Source organism: Vibrio sp. 2033, assembly GCF_033339735.1.
This window is the reverse complement of the sequence record NZ_JAWOVC010000004.1, coordinates 55,746-75,118: the sequence shown is the minus strand read 5'-3', so window position 1 is coordinate 75,118 and position 19,373 is coordinate 55,746. Positions and strand designations below refer to the sequence as shown.

At 45.4% G+C, this 19,373-nt stretch carries 18 protein-coding genes; 8 read left to right on the top strand and 10 right to left on the bottom strand.

The annotated features are described in order from the left end of the window. Nucleotides 1–56: 56 nt before the first annotated feature. Genes R7P74_RS07925 through tamA form a run of 4 tightly spaced genes read right to left on the bottom strand, consistent with a single transcriptional unit; the run spans nucleotide 57 to nucleotide 6,334 of the window. The gene (locus tag R7P74_RS07925; RefSeq protein ID WP_005379633.1) at nucleotides 57–419 is read right to left on the bottom strand and encodes a DUF2799 domain-containing protein; all 363 of its coding nucleotides are present in this window, start codon (nucleotides 417–419) and stop codon (nucleotides 57–59) included. A 49-nt stretch (nucleotides 420–468) separates the two neighbouring features. Continuing rightward, on the bottom strand, nucleotides 469–816 hold the full coding sequence (locus R7P74_RS07920) for a gamma-glutamylcyclotransferase family protein (RefSeq protein ID WP_033906019.1): 348 nt from the start codon (nucleotides 814–816) through the stop codon (nucleotides 469–471). 44 nt (nucleotides 817–860) lie between these two features. Next, complete coding sequence (gene tamB / locus R7P74_RS07915) at nucleotides 861–4,625, bottom strand: autotransporter assembly complex protein TamB (protein WP_262635644.1); 3,765 nt, start codon at nucleotides 4,623–4,625, stop codon at nucleotides 861–863. Beyond that, nucleotides 4,622–6,334: an autotransporter assembly complex protein TamA gene (gene tamA, locus R7P74_RS07910; protein WP_318122792.1), complete on the bottom strand. Its 1,713-nt coding sequence runs from the start codon at nucleotides 6,332–6,334 to the stop codon at nucleotides 4,622–4,624. Before tamA ends, tamB begins: the two co-directional genes overlap by 4 nt. Nucleotides 6,335–6,501: 167 nt before the next feature. Between tamA and msrA the strand changes: the two genes are divergently transcribed. Beyond that, nucleotides 6,502–7,140, top strand: a complete 639-nt coding sequence (gene msrA, locus R7P74_RS07905) for a peptide-methionine (S)-S-oxide reductase MsrA (RefSeq protein ID WP_005379620.1) — start codon at nucleotides 6,502–6,504, stop codon at nucleotides 7,138–7,140. Between the two features lie 70 nt (nucleotides 7,141–7,210). Here the strand turns inward: msrA and R7P74_RS07900 are convergent, their stop codons facing one another. Next, on the bottom strand, nucleotides 7,211–7,411 hold the full coding sequence (locus R7P74_RS07900; RefSeq protein ID WP_005379612.1) for a DUF1107 domain-containing protein: 201 nt from the start codon (nucleotides 7,409–7,411) through the stop codon (nucleotides 7,211–7,213). A 215-nt stretch (nucleotides 7,412–7,626) separates the two neighbouring features. Here R7P74_RS07900 and R7P74_RS07895 point away from each other — a divergent pair, with 215 nt between their 5' ends. From R7P74_RS07895 to R7P74_RS07865, 7 genes are all read left to right on the top strand, one after another. Further along, nucleotides 7,627–8,178: a YtfJ family protein gene (locus R7P74_RS07895; protein WP_005379610.1), complete on the top strand. Its 552-nt coding sequence runs from the start codon at nucleotides 7,627–7,629 to the stop codon at nucleotides 8,176–8,178. A gap of 226 nt (nucleotides 8,179–8,404) precedes the next feature. After that, nucleotides 8,405–8,704, top strand: coding sequence for a DUF2607 family protein (locus R7P74_RS07890; RefSeq protein WP_005379608.1), 300 nt, complete (start codon nucleotides 8,405–8,407; stop codon nucleotides 8,702–8,704). Nucleotides 8,705–8,837: 133 nt separating this feature from the next. Further along, nucleotides 8,838–9,491 carry a zinc uptake protein ZrgA gene (gene zrgA / locus R7P74_RS07885; RefSeq protein ID WP_225473402.1) on the top strand — a complete coding sequence of 218 codons (654 nt, stop codon included), beginning with the start codon at nucleotides 8,838–8,840 and terminating at the stop codon, nucleotides 9,489–9,491. A 52-nt stretch (nucleotides 9,492–9,543) separates the two neighbouring features. Next, nucleotides 9,544–10,272: an ABC transporter ATP-binding protein gene (locus R7P74_RS07880; RefSeq protein ID WP_042522447.1), complete on the top strand. Its 729-nt coding sequence runs from the start codon at nucleotides 9,544–9,546 to the stop codon at nucleotides 10,270–10,272. After that, nucleotides 10,269–11,528 carry an ABC transporter permease gene (locus R7P74_RS07875; RefSeq protein ID WP_053306844.1) on the top strand — a complete coding sequence of 420 codons (1,260 nt, stop codon included), beginning with the start codon at nucleotides 10,269–10,271 and terminating at the stop codon, nucleotides 11,526–11,528. Before R7P74_RS07880 ends, R7P74_RS07875 begins: the two co-directional genes overlap by 4 nt. A gap of 4 nt (nucleotides 11,529–11,532) precedes the next feature. Continuing rightward, nucleotides 11,533–12,027 (top strand): DUF3299 domain-containing protein, encoded by a 495-nt coding sequence (locus tag R7P74_RS07870; protein WP_005379600.1) that lies wholly within the window; start codon nucleotides 11,533–11,535, stop codon nucleotides 12,025–12,027. Between the two features lie 322 nt (nucleotides 12,028–12,349). After that, a complete protein-coding gene (locus tag R7P74_RS07865; RefSeq protein WP_005379599.1) occupies nucleotides 12,350–13,255 on the top strand; it encodes a TIGR03899 family protein in 906 nt (301 codons plus the stop codon). 89 nt (nucleotides 13,256–13,344) lie between these two features. On the opposite strand, the gene cysC is transcribed toward R7P74_RS07865, so the two are convergent. The 5 genes from cysC to cobA form a co-directional block, all read right to left on the bottom strand. Beyond that, nucleotides 13,345–13,962, bottom strand: coding sequence for an adenylyl-sulfate kinase (gene cysC, locus R7P74_RS07860; RefSeq protein WP_005379598.1), 618 nt, complete (start codon nucleotides 13,960–13,962; stop codon nucleotides 13,345–13,347). A gap of 24 nt (nucleotides 13,963–13,986) precedes the next feature. Further along, entirely contained in the window at nucleotides 13,987–15,711 is a 1,725-nt protein-coding gene (locus R7P74_RS07855; protein WP_005379596.1) for an SLC13 family permease, read from the bottom strand. 250 nt (nucleotides 15,712–15,961) lie between these two features. After that, nucleotides 15,962–17,392 carry a sulfate adenylyltransferase subunit CysN gene (gene cysN / locus R7P74_RS07850; RefSeq protein ID WP_017633444.1) on the bottom strand — a complete coding sequence of 477 codons (1,431 nt, stop codon included), beginning with the start codon at nucleotides 17,390–17,392 and terminating at the stop codon, nucleotides 15,962–15,964. A gap of 18 nt (nucleotides 17,393–17,410) precedes the next feature. Further along, entirely contained in the window at nucleotides 17,411–18,319 is a 909-nt protein-coding gene (gene cysD / locus R7P74_RS07845) for a sulfate adenylyltransferase subunit CysD (protein WP_005379592.1), read from the bottom strand. 59 nt (nucleotides 18,320–18,378) lie between these two features. Beyond that, a complete protein-coding gene (gene cobA, locus R7P74_RS07840) occupies nucleotides 18,379–19,254 on the bottom strand; it encodes a uroporphyrinogen-III C-methyltransferase (protein WP_031780800.1) in 876 nt (291 codons plus the stop codon). Nucleotides 19,255–19,373: the final 119 nt, after the last annotated feature.

The following is a 19,373-nucleotide window of genomic DNA, read 5'->3' as shown; positions in this document are numbered from 1 at the left end:
AAATTAAAAAGAGCTGCTCTAGGGCAGCTCTTTTGCTTTCATCTTACCTGTGTCAACTAGATAGGTGCGCCTGCTGAAGACATTCGTCCAGCGTCGTAGTCATGTTGAAAGAAGGGGTCAACATCATCACAAATGCCAAAATACGGCCGCCCGATAACACCGAGCATATAAGCACTTTGCTCGCAATACTCTTGCTTGCCTTGCTGGTAACCCGCTTGATAAGCCATTATCAGTTCTGCCGTCGCATGGTTAACATCATCCAGCTTCGCAATTCGCTCCTCAGATAACTCCCGTAATCCATCTAAAGCTGACTGCTTACCAAACACTTGCCAATCGGTCACATTATTCGAAGTCGGTAGTGTTGTTTGTGCGCATGCAGCAAGAAGCAACGCCATTGATCCAATTACGAATGTTTTCATCGTGACTCCTTAGTGTTTAGCTCGTTGCTATTGATAATGTCAGTATAGCTCACACCTTTTGACACCAATCTCCGGAAGCGATTTCTTCGGTTAATTGCTCAGTATCTTGATATAAGTAGATCCAAGCTTGGCCAAACGGCGTAACGATGCTCTCTCGGCGATATTCCACTGGCACATCTTCTAACCTATCTAGCTCGGATAAGGTTTCATCATCAATCAGATACACTTCACCTTGAATCGAGCGTTGCCCATCAGACAACGCTGGATAAGGGCCTAAGTCATACATTGCAAATTGAGCATCCGTTTCATGTAAACCAAGAAACTGCGCCGAGCGCAAATACTGATGGTTGTACTCTCCCTTGCGTAACGTGCCGTAGACAAAAATCAAATGCTGCATAACCACTCCTTAGTCATGACTGTGTATGCTTAGGTTAAAGCACTTTAATCGAACTCAAACTGATAGAGTAGGTCAACGGCGCTATCTACACCAGATACCGCTTCTAAATACAAGTCTTGCATCAATCGGTAACGCACAGTGAACTCACCTAGGGAGTTAAAGATGCCGACACCATATTTCACCTGCAAACCTGGCAGAATATAACCACTCACCGTCACTTGCGAGTCATCGCCCGACCCAGCAGTGTCCAGCTGTAAATCCTGTACGCCAAAGGCTTCACCGATTTCACCAACCACACGCCCACTCTTCGCCAAGCTTAAACCAATTAAGGTAGTCGTCATTGCATTACCACCAGCTTCACCATCAATATCTTGACCACGAAGTAGATAAGAAAGTGCATTGGCTTGGTTCATCGCGGGCTCTGAGAAAATTTCTATACTCGGATCAGATGCTGGGCCCGACACTTGTACCCCCGCAATGACATCATCTTGGGTATTGTCTGGATTACGAATCGCTTTGATAGACAAGTAAGGTTGATCTGGTGGACCATTCATCAGAATCTTACCTTCTTTAATCAATAAGTCCTGACCAAACGAACGATAAGAACCGTCGACAACATTCACTTCACCAACGATGAAAGGACCTTTGTCTTTTTGTGTCACGTTTAGGTTCCCTTTCAACCCACCTTTTAAACCAAAAGCGGCAAGTTGGAAGTCATCACCAATTTTAATGTTGATGTTCGTTTCCACATCAAACGGCATCGCAGCCACATCGTCCACTGGCTGCAAGTTTTTATCGAGAATAACGGTATCACTCGATACGCCTACCGCACTTGGTGGAAGCTCTTCGACGACAATTCTGCCCCATGGCAAATTAATATCACCCTCAATTTTCGCAAGCTGAGGGGTCACATCTATTGTCATGTCAGGCTCCACTTTGATTTTTACCATTGGAGGCAAATCAACATTGAGCTCTTTAGCAAATACACGCGCTTTAGTGCGCCAGTTCTGTAAGTCCTGCCAGTCGGCATCACCGGTAACGTTCAACTCACCATCCGGGGTTAAAATTCCGGCATCCAAGTCCGCTTGATGGCCTTTAAAGTTGATGACGACCTGCCCTGAGTTTATATCTATCGGTGTGACTTCACCCTGTAGCTTCATTTGGTCAATCAAGAACTGGCCGTTCACCTTCGGATGCATGACGTCACCTGATATCGCTAGGTCAGTATTCATGTTTGCTTTAAACAAGCTGTACTCACCAATCAACGGTGCCAAGAAATCCAAGTGGAACGTAGAGAGTGAAACCTTACCATCAATAGTGGGCTTTTCAGACGAGACATTCAGTAAAGAAACCTTACCAGACAAGTCACCGTTATCTTTCACATCAAATAGCCACTCGGCATCAAGCTTGTCTTTCGCTAATGCTGCTTTAAAGTTGAAGCTTTCCCAACCGACTTTAATTGGCTGTTCAAGCGCTTGTTCAACTTGGCCTTTTGGCATATTGACACTTAAGGTTACTTCAGGCTTTTTCTCTGGTGCCCATTTAGCAAAAGCCTGTGCATTAACCGAGCCTTGCAGCTTGGTTTCTGGCGGCAGGAATTGTTTGATTTGGTCAAAATCAAAATCATTGATAGCTAACTTCGCCTGGCCACTCTTACCGACACTAATGTCTTCGGTTAGACATACGCTCGACTCCGCTTGCAACCAACAATGCGCTTGAACGTTCGCGATCTGTTTGTCGATATTGACCTTCACCGCGGTCGATTTTTGCAACGCCCACGGGCCTTGTTGCGAGCTCAGCGTCAAGCGGCGCAGCGCCCCATTCCAAATCATTTCTGGTTTCTGCTGGAATGTCCCTTCAATTTCTAAACTGGTCGACACCAGGTCAGACACTACATCGAGCGTCAGTTGATGCAGTTTTTCATCCCCAGAGACTTCAAGGTCAGCACTATCAACTTTTATGTCGTCATAGGTAATGTTGTTCGCAATTAGGCTTATGTTCGCTTTTGGTGCTGGCAGAGGCTTCACATCACCCTTTAAGGTGATCGTTTCTACGTTCGCCTGTTGCTGCCAGTTTATCTGATTTAAAGCGAGATCAAGATTGATGTCTGGTTCTTTCAAGCTACCACGTAGTGCGACTTTACCTTGCATTTTACCTGCAAGATCCGGAACACTTTTCGCAAAATCAGGGAAGTTAACCTCAACATCCATCAGAATTTGCTTATCTATCTTACCCTTTGCACTGAGTTGGTTTGGACCATGAGAAAGCGCTAGACCCTGAGTGGTAAGTTGGATGTCTTCGCCTTTGCCGTTCTTATCAGACGCTTCAAGTTGCCCTTCAACATTCAGCGGATACCCTCGCAAAATGCCGTCGATGTCTAACTTAGGCAAACTGACTTGCCAACCGCCTTGTTCTGTTAACGATCCCGAAGTCGAAAGGTTACCGCTGATATCCCCTTCAGCTTCTTTCCATTGTAAACCTGGTTGAATATTTTTCAGGTTCAAGTCAGCTTGCCAGTTGATTGGCGCGGCCCAATTGGCCATGACTTTCCCAGAGAGTTCGCCTCCCAGGGTTTTCACTACAAGGCTTTCGAGGTCAATTTGCTCTAACGTACCTTTGCCGTTTAGTGCGACATCAACGGCGGGAATATCTTTGCCCGAAGCTTTGGTTTCTAATGCGACTTCGTAGCCATCAAGTGAGCCTTTTGCCGCCAAGCTTGGTACAGAAACCTGGTAATCGCTTTGTCCAAATAGCGGCCATTGCGCCTGTACATTTTTAATCGCGACATCAAACGGCAACTGTGTTTTAAGCGGTTGAATATCACCTTTGATCTCCGCTTGTACAAGCTCAGAAAGCGTAGCATTTAGTGACAAATCACCAACCGAACCCGAGACCGAAAGCGACAGTTTTTGTCCCTTCGCATCCGCTTGCTTCACTAACGCGTCCAATTGCGCTTTGATAGGGTAATCAGAAGAAAGCGTCACTTGTGTGCTCAACTTGCCTTCCACTTCTGGCATGTCGAGCTCTAACGTTTTGACATCAACACGTTCACCGCCTGCTCTTGCAACCAAACCAAGATGATTGACGATCACTGGCGTTTCACCCGCCAGTTTGAAATTGTGAATATCAAGACGACGCGCTTCAACCGTCAGTGGAATCCATACTTCGGGTAACACAATATCTTGCGGCGTAACGTCAGTTTCTTTCGGCTCCTCGGCAGCCGCTTCAGGTTCAGCCTCACTTGGTGCTAAAGCCACATTAATGTCTTTCAACGCGGTAGGTGCGATCACCAAACGATCACCCTGCATCGACAAAGCGGTCGAGAATGTTTGCCAATCAATTTGATTGCCCAGCACATTGACATTGATGTCATTAAAGCTGACTTTATTAACAAAAATTGGCACTGGCGTACTGATAGAACGCAGTGGTGGTGTTTCCTCTTGCTCCTCGCTTGCTGGCGGTAGCTCTGGCATCTTAAAGTCAAGCCCCTGCAGTCTTAACTCATCGACACAGACCTTAGGGTCAAAGAAACAGCGGAAGTTCACTGCCAAAGCTAAACGCTCGACTTTGGCGTCGATATTCAAAGACTCATCGACAAAACTGACGTTATGCAGTTCGAAGCGAGGAAACAATGAACCCTGCACTTTTTCAATCTGCAATTGTGGTAATGCTTTTTCAGCTCCCCACAAGGCAAATTTGAGGCCTGGGTGGGTAAACAAAACTGTCGCGACAATAATGATGAGCAACAGCAATAGACCAATCAAACTGAGCGACAGCCATTTGGTCCACTTAAACATCATTTTGATCATAGCTCAGGCCCCAATGAGAAGTGGATACGAAACTCTCGTTCTGGTTTTGCATCCAACCCCCATGCAAAATCAAAACTAACAGGGCCCACCGGAGACGCCCAGCGGATACCAACACCAGCACCTGATTTCCAATCTGGTGTTTCATTAAACGCATCACCAATATCGTAAAACGTTGCAGCCCACCAGTTTCCATAAACACGATATTGGTATTCTAATGTACTGCTAACAATGTATTTACCACCCGTCAAAGCACCACTCTCATCCACAGGTGAAATAGATTCATAGCCGTAACCACGAATATTATTGTCACCACCTGCGAAGAAACGCAGCGACGGTGATAGCTTTTCAAGTTCATCGGTAATATTCGCACCACCTTCTAAGCGGAACAAACCACGATGATTCTCTCCAATACCACGAATCCAAGAAGTCGAGCCAATTAAGCGGAGCACTCTAGTTTCAGAAAGCATAGCGGTATCACCATACTCAATAGTGATGCTTTGCTTGTCTCCCCACATTGGCATATTGCCCCCTCGAACCCTAGTCCGAGAAAATGTCGCACCTGGAAGTACGAAGTTGAATTCATCATCTTGTAAACCTTGCGTAAAGCTCTCGTACAAATGACGAACATAAACGGTATTATGCCAACCACCGCCTGCTAACCAATGACGTTCCACTGCAAGGTTAGACTCGATACTCTGTGTGTCACGGTTGTCTAGGTTTTTAAGCCCATATTGAACTTGATAATAATCGTTAGCGACATCTTCTAAAGGAATTTTGTAAGAAGCAGTCACGGTTTGCTCTGGCTTAGATAGGGATAAAGCAGTGTTGAAACTGTGTCCTCGGGAGCTCACCCAAGGTTTCTTCCACTTCAACGTTCCTCGAACGCCGACATCCGTTGAGTAACCAATACCCGTCTCGATCTGATTCTTCGAAGCAGGAGATAAAGACACTTTAATTGGCAAGTCTCGGCCATCATCAAGCCTATCCAATTCAGGCTCAACAAAAACTGAGGAAAACCACTCCGTATTTGATAGCTTCTGGTTAAACTCGCCCAGCTTCGAAACGTTGTATGGGTCCCCTTCTTTAAAAGGTTGTAATGATGCGACACGATCTTCCCAGATGTGGTTGCCAATAAAAGAAACGTCGCCAAAATTGAAACGTATTCCACTGCTGTAGTGCAAACGGACATTAGCTTCGTTCAGATCAGGGATAACCTCTAATCGACTTAGCGTAAACTCACCATTGAAGTAACCACGCTGAAGCGCCAAGTTACGAATGCCTGACTTAAGGGTGTCGTATTGGCCTTGATTCAAAACTTGGCCAACTTTGAGCGGAGAGCGCTCAATAAGTTTTGCAAACTCTTCATCGTCCTTGGCCTCTCCAGTGATGACCACATCCATGACTTTCACTTTCACTGGCAAGCCCGGCTTGATGAGCACAATTAACTCATCATTCGCTTCAGGAATAGAGTATGAAATTTTTGCATGATAATACCCAAGCGCGTTAAGCGCTTCAGTGATACTTTGATCTAATCTCGCTTGAAAACGCAGAGAAGTGGAGTAATCCTTCTCTGGAATAGATGATAGATACGCACTGACATTCTCTTCTAAAGCGCCATCAATGCCTTTCAAAGTCAAAGAAACATCGGCATAGGCACCATGAGAAAAGGCAAACAGGCCAACAATGGTGGGGAGAGCTTTTTTTATCATGCTTTTATGGCTGAATGAGGTTAAGTAAACGTAAATAATGATAACGCCAATTAGATTCTAAGTCTGTAATATTAATAGGTTTAACGCGGTCTATGTCATCACAGCATCAGATACAGACAAAATGAAAAAGTTCGCAAATTTAAGACACGTATTGAAGGACAAATACCATGCTCAACAAACAAACATTGATCAGTATAGAAGATGCCTTGCCAGGTAGAGATCAACCAATGCAGATTGACGATCATCATTTTGTAAATAAATCTAACCTAAAGGCGCCTCTGGCGTCACACCAACAGCAGATTTTGCTCGGAATGGGCTGTTTTTGGGGCGCTGAGCGCGTATTTTGGCAACTCGACGGCGTTGTATCTACTTCGGTCGGTTACGCTGGGGGGTACACACCCAATCCCACCTATGAAGAGGTCTGTACAGGTAAAACGGGTCATACAGAAGTCGTACGAGTCGTTTTCGATGAACGCGTCATCTCATTAGAAAAGCTACTGGCTGTTTTTTGGGAAAAACACGACCCAACTCAGGGAATGCGTCAAGGTAACGACTTAGGTACTCAATATCGTTCAGCAATTTACACTTATTCGACGGAGCAGCTCGAGAGCGCAGAGAAATCGAAACTCTTGTATCAACAAGCACTGCAAGAAGAGCAACGCGCGAACATCACCACCGAAATACAACCAGCAGGTCCGTATTACTTTGCGGAAACCTACCACCAGCAATATTTGGCGAAAAACCCTGATGGTTACTGTGGCATCGGAGGAACGGGAGTTTGCTTCCCACCAAGCCTCCAAGGATAAACCTAACCAGCAACAAAAAGAGCGACCGATATGGTCGCTCTTTTCTAAATCTAAGTGGGTACCAAGCTAACTAAGCCGATAATGATGCTATCACTTGGTTGACTTCTTTAAAGATGGTGAGCCTTTTATGATCGTTGACGTCAGGTAGTAACACTTTGCCATTGTCGAACTGAAAACAGCCAACCCCAACAATAAAAAATTGACCTTTGAACAACGTTTTAACAAAACGGGCCACTTGTAATGGTCGATATACAGCAAACTCACGTAGCATAACTCACCTCAATTCCTTTGAGAAAACACGGATTGCTTATTTTTCCTCTGCAATCTTAATGCGCAATTTGCGACGGAACTCATTTTAGCAAATTCTAAATATAACGCAAGATTACACCACTCCATACGTTAAATAAATGTTATCAACGGTCCTACAAATTTCTAGGATCTGGATATATACTGGAAGCTTCCAAACCTCGTACGGAATATAACAATATGAAAACTAAGACTCTCCTACCTCTATTACTGGCCTTAACGCCAAGCTTGACCTTTGCACACAACTTGTCAGTGGGAAAAAGCGTTCCTCCTGTCAATGTTGCCGCTTACGGCGAGATTGTTTTACAAGGCGAAGGCGTTGCATACCAACCCTGGGCAACTCAACATATGCAAGGCAAAGTTCGTGTCATTCAAGCCATTGCAGGCCGTAGCAGTTCAAAAGAGATGAATGCCCCTTTAATGTCAGCAATAACAGCGGCAAATTTTCCACAAGAAAGCTACCAGACGACGACTATCATCAACCAAGATGATGCAATTTGGGGGACAGGCTCTTTCGTGAAGTCTTCAGCTCAAGACAGTAAAAAAGAGTTTCCTTGGTCATCCATGGTTCTTGATGAAAATGGCGTAGTTGCTAATACTTGGGACCTGAAAGAAGAAAGTTCGGCCATTATTGTTCAAGACAAAACGGGCAAAATTCTGTTCGTCAAAGAGGGCGCACTTGAGCAAGATGAGATAACAAAAGTCATTGAGCTTATTAAACAGAACATCTAGCTTCATTGAATGGCTCCTTGTTCTTGTTGTAAGGAGCTATATGAATTTGATTAGAAGCATGGGCAGTGACAACTCTGCTCTTTATAAGTGCGACACTTCCACAGAGAGTATTACCAATATTTTTCGGCACGTATGTGTGGAGTTAAATTTTTCTGCTAGCCAACAAAAGAGTGAACTTTTATTCATTATGGGTGTTATATTATAACAGTCGGTAAGAGGAGCTCAGATGTACCACCACCAGCAAAAAACACTAAGATATTGGTATCGCACTGCTTTATTTTTCAGTGTTGCGTTGCTGATCGCTTGGAACTTTGCGGTTGTACTCCATCAAGTCGATCTGACGCCCGACCATCATACCCATCATCATTGCCAATTATTTTCTGGTGTTCAGCACGGTATAGCAAAGGTACAACCTACCCTCTCTACACCGACTTTTACGCGCGCCCAGCATCATCATGTTTTTTTGCATCTCGTGTACGGCGAAGAAGTTCTTGGCGCTGCTCGTGCCCCTCCTTATTTTGCTTAATTTCCAAACTATTCCACACTCAAAATTATTGAGTTCATTTCCGCACCTAGTGTGTCAGGAACAATAACTTAGTGAAACTCGAATCTGAGCAATACCGCCTTTGGTTAATGCCAGTAAAATTAGGAAAAATACAATGTCATCAAAACACGTTTTAGCCCTTGCTATTGGCCTCACTTTATCGACAGCAGCGAATGCAAACGAATACCGCCAGCATGGTGCTCATGTGCATGGTCACGTCGAGTTTAATATCGCCCAAGATGGCAAAGATCTGTTAGTAGAGATCACAGCTCCTGGAGCTGATGTTGTGGGTTTCGAACATGCTCCAGAAAACGCACAACAAGAGCAAGCGCTTAAACAAGCCGTCGCTACACTCGAAGACAGCAACGCATTGTTCGCTATTAACTCACAAGCTGATTGTAATGTTGAAGAAGCTTACGTGAGCCACAACCTAAGCGAAACTCATGAGGAACATGATCATAGTGAGCACGACCATGATGACCATGCACATCACGATCATGAAGGACACGAACACCATGATCATAATGAACATCATGATAAACATGACCACCATGACGATCATGATGAGGCGCACGATCATGGCGGTCACGGTGAATTTTCGGTGCAATATCGCTTCAATTGCGAACAAGTTAATCAGCTTAGCCAAATCCAAACCGATTGGTTTAACCAATTCCCAACTACAGAGTCCATCAGCGTCAATATATTCACTGATACCATGCAATCAGCAATTAAATTAAGCAAAGATAACACCCAAATCGCAATCAAATAACACGAGTGGCGTGTAAGTACCCACTTACACGCCACAGCTTTGGTGATTTAATATGACTGAAACCACACCAAATGTTGTCGAGCTAGAGGATGCCCAATTTTTCTGGCCCGGTTCAACCAACGCGACCATCCACATCCCCAAATTACACATTACACAAGGCGAACATGTGTTTATCAAAGGTCCAAGTGGCTGCGGTAAATCGACCTTGCTCGCTTTGTTGACGGGGATTAACACATTAACTTCAGGCTCTCTATCTGTACTCGATACTGACCTTGCTAGTTTAAGTGCCAGTCAGAGAGACCGCTTTCGCGCCAATCATATTGGCTACATCTTTCAACAGTTCAATTTATTGCCGTACCTTAACGTACTTGAAAACGTATTATTGCCATGTCAGTTCAGTAAAATACGACGTGACCGTGCCCATTTAGGTGCCTCATCTCAAACGTTAAATGAACAGGCTCAGGCCCTACTAGAACGACTGCACTTGCCAAACGAGCTTCATACACGCCCTGTCTCTGAATTGAGTATTGGTCAACAACAACGTGTGGCTGCGGCTCGAGCTCTGATAGGACATCCAGAGTTAGTGATCGCTGACGAACCAACCTCAGCTTTAGACTATGACAATCGTAAAGCATTTATTGAGCTCCTTATGGAGCAAGCGAATCAAGCCAATGCCACACTGGTATTCGTTAGCCACGACCCAACACTCGAACCCTTATTCGATCGCACGCTCAATCTACCCGACATTAATCAAGTATCTAGCCTAGGAGCCATATCATGAGTGCTGTTGTAAAGCTCGCCTGGAAAAGCTTGATGAACCGCAAAGCGACGGCAATTCTAACCATCATGACCGTTGCGATTTCAGTGGTACTCCTCTTGGGCGTCGAGCGTATCCGAACTCAAGCCAAGGATAGCTTCGCCAATACAATTTCAGGCACAGACCTCATTATTGGTGGACGCTCTGGGCAAGTGAACCTATTGCTCTATTCTGTGTTTCGTATTGGTAATGCGACCAACAACATCGATTGGAAAAGCTACCAAGAGTTTGCCAATCATCGTTCAGTCGATTGGGCTATTCCAATCTCGCTTGGCGACTCGCATAAAGGCTTCCGAGTTATGGGAACCAATCACAGTTACTTTGAGCATTACAAGTTTGGAAGTAAGCAACCACTAACATTTGGCAAGGGTAGAGAATTCAATGGTTTATTTGAAACCGTGCTAGGTTCTGATGTCGCTAAACAACTTGGTTATGATATCGGTAGCGAAATCATCATTGCCCACGGCATTAGCGACGTTGGCTTTAGCCGTCATGACAATCTGCCATTTAAAGTTGTCGGTATCCTTGCTCCTACAGGAACACCAGTCGACAAAACTGTCCATGTATCATTGGAAGCCATCGAAGCCATTCACGTCGGATGGGAAAGTGGTGCGCGTTTGGGCCCGACACCCAAGGCACAAGATCTCAAAAACAGAGACTTTCAGCCCAAACAAATTACCGCTATGCTCGTTGGTTTGAAATCTCGTATTCAAACTTTCGCCCTGCAAAGACAAATTAACACCTACCCCAAAGAGCCGCTCAGCGCCATTATGCCCGGCGTTGCGTTGCATGAGTTATGGGGAATGATGTCGGTTGCAGAGCAAGCCCTAATGGCAGTATCTGGTTTTGTCGTGATCGCAGGGTTGCTAGGTATGTTAAGCAGTCTATTAACTAGCCTACAGGAACGCCGCCGTGAAATGGCGATTTTGCGTGCCATGGGAGCAAGGCCTCGTCATGTTTTCTCACTCTTAATTAGTGAAGCCAGCTTGCTTACTGCTGCTGGTATTATTACTGGCGTTACTGGGCTGTATGCCATTCTTGCTATCGCGCAGCCGATCATCCAACAGCACTATGGAATACATCTCACCTTAAGCATCTTATCTACTTATGAGTGGATGCTATTAGGTTTCGTACAATGCGCTGGTATTGTGATTGGTTTCATTCCCGCACTCCGCGCCTACCGACAGTCACTGAGTGACGGAATGACAATAAGGATTTAATAAAATGTGGAAAAAAATACTCGCAAGTTGCTTGCTGGTCGTCGCATTCACAGCGCCTGTTATGGCCAGCGAAGAACCATTAAAGCTTGACTGGATTGACCTTGTTCCAGAAAAAGAGCGTAAATTGTTCGACAGTATAGGCATGCCCGCATCTGATCACAGTGGTGGCGCAGCCCAGCAGTCCAAGATTGGTAACGTTCGACCAGAACTGAACGGAAGCCAAGTTAAAATTCCGGGGTTTGTTATCCCACTTGAAGGTGATGCCGATACCGTCACCGAATTTTTATTGGTGCCATATTTTGGAGCTTGTATTCACGTGCCACCACCGCCTCCAAACCAGATCATTTACGTGAAGTTTCCGAAAGGCGCGCCTGTTCAAGAGTTGTGGGATGTTATATATGTGGTTGGAACGTTGAAAACCGAGACGATAAACCACGAACTGGCAGAAACGGCTTACGTTATTGAGGGATCAGAAATAGAAGCCTACGACGATATGTAATTTAAGTCGTCGATAAGCCTCGCTACACCTAAGGCGTCACACTGGCGCCTTTTTTAGCTTTGTGCTACACGATATAACGAGATAAATACGCTAATACGCCCACATAAATAACCAAAAGAAACGCTATCGACAGGTGCTTTTTGAGTTTACCTGCTTCTGAGAACTTCATAGCCCCTCCAAAATAACGATAACAATTTTAACAACTCATTATCATTTTGAATAGCCCTATTCGTTCAAAAACTGAGAACTCCTGTCTGGTCGCTTGGTCAGATAAGGTGTAAATTTAAACGTGCGAACCACGCAGTTCTTGGTAGGAAAACGAATGGCAGACCCGACAAAGCAACCTGTTGTCATCGAACATCAGTCAGACACAAAAAAAAATACGCAACAAGAAAAGAAACAAGGCTACATAAAAGACAGTGCTAGTAAGGTAAAAACCATAGCCCAAATACACGGTCTTGACGCCTTACTGCAAACCGAACCGCCAGCCAAATCTGCGTTTGAAAGAGCCCAATTGCGAGAGCAACGACGCCAAGAACAGCGACAAAAAAACTTAGAACAGATTTTAAAATTAGCGCACAGTTCATGCCGAGATGAGACAGCGGGAGAGCCAGACCAAGATTGGTTGCATCGATTTTTTGAGATGGCTCAAGACATCCATAACAGCGCGATGCAAAAGCTATGGGCTCAAGTGATGAAGCGTGAAGTGACCAATCCGGGCTCAACATCCATGAAAGCGTTGAAAACCCTCAAAGATATGTCACCAAAGGAAGCACAAACTCTGCAAAGAGCCGCCTCTTTAGCGTGCAGTTTTGGAGGGGATCACAGCAGAAAACTGTTGATTGGTTACAAAGCGCAAGGAGGCATATTTAGCTTCGGCAAGCGAGACGTCGCCAACAGCCTAAATATGGGAAGTTTTCAACTGCCGTATTCAAGCTTGTTGCTCTTAATTGAATTAGGGCTGCTGCACAGTGCCGAACTTGAATCTGGCGAAATTAGTATCGAGACACCGTTGGTCCTCACCTACCAAGGTAAAAACTTGTCACTGAACGTAAACAGTAAAGGTGTCCGCCTTTTATATTACCGCTTCACACCCACAGGTAATGAGCTCTGTACCTTGCTCGGAAACAAACCACATGCCGAATACTACGATCAAATGCTTGCACTGTTAAATCATAGATTTAGTGTCCATAGTGAAGCTAAAAGTACGGTTCATCATACCGTCTAACCAGCTTGAGAAGCATTTGATCACCTATGATCCAAATACTTCTCAAGCAGCTCAAAGAGCTTTAGGTCACCTATGATCTAAATGCTTTTTTATCGGATCACACCGCGTTGTTTAAGATCGATTAAGCACAAATCCACCAGCTCATCGACACTCTTTTCTCCCGCGGGCAAATCGATTTCAGGGTTCTCTGGCGCTTGATATTCCGAATCAATACCAGTGAAATTAGGAATCTCTCCCGCACGGGCTTTACGGTATAAACCCTTAGGATCTCGACCTTCGCAAACCTCTAGAGATGCATTGACATACACTTCGATAAACTCGCCTTCTGGCAATAAATCGCGCACTAACTTCCGCTCTGCACGATGCGGTGAAATAAACGCCGACAGAACAATTAAACCCGCATCTGCCATCAACTTCGCCAGTTCACCAATGCGACGAATGTTCTCGCGACGGTCCTGTTCAGAAAAACCTAAATCGCTACACAAACCATGCCGTACATTGTCACCATCCAATAAATAGGTGTGGTAACCCAATGCTGCAAGGCGATTTTCCAACGCACCTGCTACGGTTGATTTACCCGCTCCAGATAAGCCGGTAAACCACAATACGGCAGGTTTTTGCTTCTTTAATTCAGCACGAAACTGTTTATCAACCGAATGCTGGTGCCAAACAATGTTTTCATCTTTTACCGTCGTTTCGGCAGTCATAACGTATCCTTGTAAATATCGGAATTAAAACGGGAAAAAGACCGGGATCAAAGTAAGTACTAATACAGAGTACACAATCGAAATTGGCACTCCAATTCTCACGTAGTCGGTCAATTTGTAATTTCCTACGCTGTACACCAGCAGGTTAGTTTGGTAACCGTAGGGAGAGATAAAGCTCGCACTCGCGCCGAACAAAACCGCCATGATGAATGGCATCGGATCCACGCCATAACCCACCGCCATACTATAGCCGATAGGAAAAGAAAGCGCAGCCGCGGCATTGTTTGTCACCAATTCAGTGAGTACCAATGTCATGATATAAGTCGCCACCAAGGCACCAAATACTCCCCAGCCATTAAACGCTTCAATAAACATCACTCCCATTCTTTCTGACAATCCAGAAGAGATCATCAGTTGAGCAATAGACAAAGCGGAACCTACAATCACGACGATATCGATCGGAAAACGGCGGCGCAGTTCTGAAATCTGCACAATACCAAACGCAATAAGCGCGATAAGGTACGCAGCTAGACCTTTAATAATCGGTACTAACTCTAATAGAGCGCATCCAATTACGGCTGCAAAGCCCAGTAATACAATGGAAGACTTATTCGTATCAAGCCGAGCGCTAGAGTCCAAGTCATGCACTAAAACAAACTCTTTACGATGAGCTCGGCGTTCAGACTCAAAACGCTTGCCTGGAACCAGAACTAACGTGTCCCCAGGCGCTAAGGTAATGCTACCCAAGCCACCTTCTAGGCGTTCGTGGCCTCGGCGAATCGCCACAACAACGGCATCGAATCGGTCGCGGAATCGGCTCTCTTTGAGGGTTTTGTAGCAAAACGTCGCCGACGAGCTCACCACAACTTCGATAAAGTTTTGCCCATTTAAGTGCTGCTGACCAAACAACTTGAGGCCCGGAATTTCTTGCAGGGTCGCGACGCTCTCAACATCGCCACAAAATAACAGGCGGTCTTTTGCATTGAGCACAAAATCCGGTCCCACAGAAGAAACAGTAACACCATCGCGCACCACTTCTGCAAGAAACAGTTTGCGCAGCGCACGTAAATTATTCTCGCTGATCGTACGCCCAACTAGCGGTGAGCCTGGCTCAACGCGAGACTCAAGAAAGTAAGGTAAATCTTCTTGGTTTTGATCATCATAATTCGGTAGCAAGTAGCTCAGTGGGATAAGAATCAGCATCCCTCCCACCAGCACAGCCAAACCTATCATCGTAGGTGTAAAAAAACTCAGGCTCGGTAAGCCTGCGTCTTCGACAAAGCTGTTGATGATTAAGTTAGTCGACGTACCAATCAAAGTTAACGTGCCACCAAAAATGGCGGCGTAAGACAAGGGAATAAGTAATTTCGAAGGTGCATGCTGCTGATTACGCTTAATCGCCCCAATCAATGAGACAACCACAGCGGTATTATTCGTAAATGAAGAAAGCAAGGCGGTCGATACACCGAGCTTAGCAATCACGCTGCCTAACTGGCCCTCAGAGATACTTCGGCTCACCCAACTGATCAGCAGTGTTTTTTCTAGAGCACAGGATGCAAGAATCAATAGAACCAGGGTTAACAATGAAGAGTTGGTAAAATTGGATGCGATAGTGGCTGAATCCATCATCCCAGCCATGAATGCAATAAAAGCGGCACCCGCAAAGACGTAACTAGGCTTAATTTTCGTGACAAGCAAGCAAGTGATAATGCCAAGCAAAATCGCTAACACAAACCCTTGTTCCCACATAGCCTTTCCTTACCAAATAGCCCCAAAGGGCACAACAACGACTCATTTATCCATGAAACACCGACAAACGAGTAAACAGACAAAAATCAGCGCAAGCGAAAAGAACATCAGAATGCTCGGTTTTCTGGGCTCCACCGAAGCATTCTGGTATTAGGAGAATACCTAACGACATTTCGCAATTCAGTTAGGTAGCGACGCCCCAAGTACAACAGCAGACAGAGCCTGAAATTATCGTACTTGGGTAAGCCAGTTACTTTTTCAGAAACTGGCTGACGTCTTTTGCTTCCCAGTGTGGGAAGTGTTTACGGACAAGCGCATTAAGCTCAACTTCAAACGCAGAGATGTCCGTCAAATCGCGCTCAACCACGGCGAGGCTCTCTTTAACCATGCCAGCACCAACCGTCACGTTTGTCAGACGATCGATAATGATAAAGCCACCGGTATCTGCACAGTCTTGATAATTGTCCAGCGCGACTGACTCATTAAGAGACCATTCACACAAACCAATACCATTCAATGGCAGCTCTGCCGAGCTATGAGTCGAGAGATTATTAATGTCATATTGATGACGAATCGCTTCAACATGACCTACGGTTTTCTTACCTGCGATTTTGATGTCATAGTCACGACCCGGTTGCAGGGGTTGCTCTGTCATCCACACCACATCGGCAAGCAAATGGTTTGTGGTTTCCACTTGAGCATTATCTAGAACAATCAAATCTCCACGGCTAATATCGATCTCATCGCTTAGCGTCAGAGTGACAGCTAATCCGGCACGAGCTTCTTCAATATCACCATCAAATGTCACAATACGTGCCACAGTTGACGTTTTACCCGATGGCAATGCTTTAATCGCATCACCGACTTTGATCGAACCAGAAGAAATGGTCCCCGCAAAGCCACGGAAATCGAGGTTAGGACGATTAACGTATTGCACAGGGAAGCGGAACTCACCCGCGCCTTTTTCTTGATCCACATCGACCGTTTCAAGAAGCTCAAGCAATGATGGGCCTTTAAACCAAGTCAGGTTTTGGCCTTTATCCACCACATTGTCCCCTTCAAGCGCTGAGATCGGGATGATTTGAATATCAATATCCCCTGTCAGATTCTCAGAGAACTTCAGATACTCGTCGCGGATCTCTTCAAAGCGCTCTTGGGAGTAATCCACTAAGTCCATCTTGTTGATCGCCACAACAAAGTGCTTCAAACCCAACAGGTTGGAAATGAAAGAGTGACGACGAGTTTGATCGAGAATGCCCTTACGTGCATCAACTAGAATCACAGCTAAGTCACATGTCGATGCACCTGTAGCCATGTTACGTGTGTACTGCTCGTGTCCAGGAGTATCTGCAATGATGAATTTACGTTTCTGCGTCGAGAAATAGCGGTAAGCTACATCAATCGTGATCCCCTGCTCGCGCTCAGCTTGTAAGCCATCGACCAACAACGCAAGGTCAGGCTTTTCACCCGTGGTGCCCACACGTTGGCTGTCTGAGTGCACTGCCGCTAGCTGATCTTCATAAATTTGTTTTGAGTCATGGAGTAAGCGACCGATTAATGTACTTTTACCGTCATCCACCGAGCCACAAGTCAAGAATCTAAGTAACGACTTGTACTGGTGTTGTGTTAAATAGCCTTCGATACCAAGCTCGGCTAATTGAGCTTCAACTGCACTGTTCATTATCTTTCCTTAGATCCTTTAGAAGTAACCTTGACGTTTCTTAAGCTCCATCGATCCTGACTGATCGTGGTCGATCGCTCGGCCTTGGCGCTCACTCGACGTTGCCACCAGCATCTCTTCGATAATGCCAGTTAAAGTGTTTGCTTCAGACTCGATGGCCCCAGTCAATGGATAACAACCAAGGGTACGGAAGCGCACACTCTTCTCTTCAATCACTTCACCCGGTTGAAGCTCCATACGATCATCATCAACCATGATCAGCATGCCATCGCGTTCAACAACTGGGCGTTTGTCCGCGAGGTAAAGCGGCACGATCTCGATGTTTTCTAAATAGATGTATTGCCAGATATCAAGCTCAGTCCAGTTAGACAGCGGGAATACACGAATGCTCTCACCCTTATTAACCTGACCGTTGTACGTCTTCCATAGCTCAGGACGTTGGTTTTTAGGGTCCCATGTATGGTTCTTATCGCGGAATGAATACACGCGCTCTTTCGCCCGTGATTTCTCTTCGTCGCGGCGCGCGCCACCAAAGGCCGCATCAAAACCGTACTTGTTCAGCGCTTGTTTTAAGCCTTGAGTCTTCATGATGTCAGTGTGCTTAGAAGAACCATGAACAAACGGACTACAGCCCATGGCTAGACCTTCTGGATTCTTATGTACCAAAAGCTCAAAACCGTATTTGGCCGCGGTGCGATCACGAAATTCAATCATCTCGCGGAACTTCCAATCGGTGTCGACATGCAGCAATGGAAATGGAATCTTACCTGGGTAAAAAGCTTTACGCGCAAGGTGCAGCATCACTGATGAGTCTTTACCAATCGAATACATCATGACTGGGTTATCAAACTCAGCCGCAACTTCACGGATGATGTGGATACTCTCCGCTTCGAGTTGTTTAAGGTGAGTTAAACGTTGTTGGTCCATGTTTTGTATTTCCTTTTTAAGCTTGAAGGCGCATTACGTCTCTAATCTTTGGTCTGAAATTATATGGAGTTGGCAATAGCACTTTTGTTGAATTCAGTACTAGACAAAAACCAGTCTAACTTTTGAGACAGTCGCACTACCTCTCCGACAACAATCAAAGATGGCGACTGTGCTTCCTTCGATAAATCAGAGAGTTGGGAGAGTTCTCCCGTAAATACTTTTTGTTGAATCTGCGTGCCACGCTCAATAATGGCAATCGGAGTCGACGCTGAACGACCATGCTTAATGAGTTGATTCTGAATATAGTGTGATTTCATCAGCCCCATGTAGATCACTAAAGTCTGATTCCCACGCGCCAACGTGGACCAATCCATCTCATCACTTTCTTCTTTCAAGTGGCCAGTCACAAAGATGGCCGATTGCGCATAATCACGATGAGTCAGTGGAATACCAGCATAAGCGGTTGCGCCAGCTGCTGCGGTAATGCCAGGGACAACTTGAAAACGAACGCCGGCATCAGCAAGCACTTCTAACTCTTCACCACCACGACCGAATACAAACGGATCCCCACCTTTAATGCGCACTACTTTGTAGCCCTGCTTGGCAAAATCCACCAAAAGCTGATTCGTCTTCTCCTGCGGCACACTGTGATGCCCAGCTCGCTTCCCAACGCACACCAAAATCGTATCGCTTGGAATCAATGCCATGATTTCTTCAGACACCAAGTAGTCGTACAAAACCACATCAGCTTGCTGCAAGCAGTTCAGTGCTTTCACCGTCAGAAGTTCAGGATCGCCTGGTCCTGCACCTACTAAGGCGACTTCACCAGGCTGTAGCGATTGCTTTGCAAAACGAGTAACACCAGCGACTGGGTTGTCAGAAACTAACCGGGGCTTTGGTTTAGGAAAAGAAGTGACTGAATCGTTCGTTGCCATGTGCTTGCTCATCGTCCATTGATATCGTTATGCAAGCATTATGGCGGGGCGTTTATATTACCTGAAATTCTAAAATTTCATTTTTTATTCAAAAATCTGCTAAGAAGTTTTTGTTTGGT

What these genes read in the sequence shown, in the direction of transcription:
- R7P74_RS07925 (WP_005379633.1), bottom strand. Translation starts at nt 419, where the DNA reads ATGAAAACATTCGTAATTGGATCAATGGCGTTGCTTCTTGCTGCATGC.
- R7P74_RS07920 (WP_033906019.1), bottom strand. Translation starts at nt 816, where the DNA reads ATGCAGCATTTGATTTTTGTCTACGGCACGTTACGCAAGGGAGAGTAC.
- tamB (WP_262635644.1), bottom strand. Translation starts at nt 4,625, where the DNA reads ATGATCAAAATGATGTTTAAGTGGACCAAATGGCTGTCGCTCAGTTTG.
- tamA (WP_318122792.1), bottom strand. Translation starts at nt 6,334, where the DNA reads ATGATAAAAAAAGCTCTCCCCACCATTGTTGGCCTGTTTGCCTTTTCT.
- msrA (WP_005379620.1), top strand. Translation starts at nt 6,502, where the DNA reads ATGCTCAACAAACAAACATTGATCAGTATAGAAGATGCCTTGCCAGGT.
- R7P74_RS07900 (WP_005379612.1), bottom strand. Translation starts at nt 7,411, where the DNA reads ATGCTACGTGAGTTTGCTGTATATCGACCATTACAAGTGGCCCGTTTT.
- R7P74_RS07895 (WP_005379610.1), top strand. Translation starts at nt 7,627, where the DNA reads ATGAAAACTAAGACTCTCCTACCTCTATTACTGGCCTTAACGCCAAGC.
- R7P74_RS07890 (WP_005379608.1), top strand. Translation starts at nt 8,405, where the DNA reads ATGTACCACCACCAGCAAAAAACACTAAGATATTGGTATCGCACTGCT.
- zrgA (WP_225473402.1), top strand. Translation starts at nt 8,838, where the DNA reads ATGTCATCAAAACACGTTTTAGCCCTTGCTATTGGCCTCACTTTATCG.
- R7P74_RS07880 (WP_042522447.1), top strand. Translation starts at nt 9,544, where the DNA reads ATGACTGAAACCACACCAAATGTTGTCGAGCTAGAGGATGCCCAATTT.
- R7P74_RS07875 (WP_053306844.1), top strand. Translation starts at nt 10,269, where the DNA reads ATGAGTGCTGTTGTAAAGCTCGCCTGGAAAAGCTTGATGAACCGCAAA.
- R7P74_RS07870 (WP_005379600.1), top strand. Translation starts at nt 11,533, where the DNA reads ATGTGGAAAAAAATACTCGCAAGTTGCTTGCTGGTCGTCGCATTCACA.
- R7P74_RS07865 (WP_005379599.1), top strand. Translation starts at nt 12,350, where the DNA reads ATGGCAGACCCGACAAAGCAACCTGTTGTCATCGAACATCAGTCAGAC.
- cysC (WP_005379598.1), bottom strand. Translation starts at nt 13,962, where the DNA reads ATGACTGCCGAAACGACGGTAAAAGATGAAAACATTGTTTGGCACCAG.
- R7P74_RS07855 (WP_005379596.1), bottom strand. Translation starts at nt 15,711, where the DNA reads ATGTGGGAACAAGGGTTTGTGTTAGCGATTTTGCTTGGCATTATCACT.
- cysN (WP_017633444.1), bottom strand. Translation starts at nt 17,392, where the DNA reads ATGAACAGTGCAGTTGAAGCTCAATTAGCCGAGCTTGGTATCGAAGGC.
- cysD (WP_005379592.1), bottom strand. Translation starts at nt 18,319, where the DNA reads ATGGACCAACAACGTTTAACTCACCTTAAACAACTCGAAGCGGAGAGT.
- cobA (WP_031780800.1), bottom strand. Translation starts at nt 19,254, where the DNA reads ATGGCAACGAACGATTCAGTCACTTCTTTTCCTAAACCAAAGCCCCGG.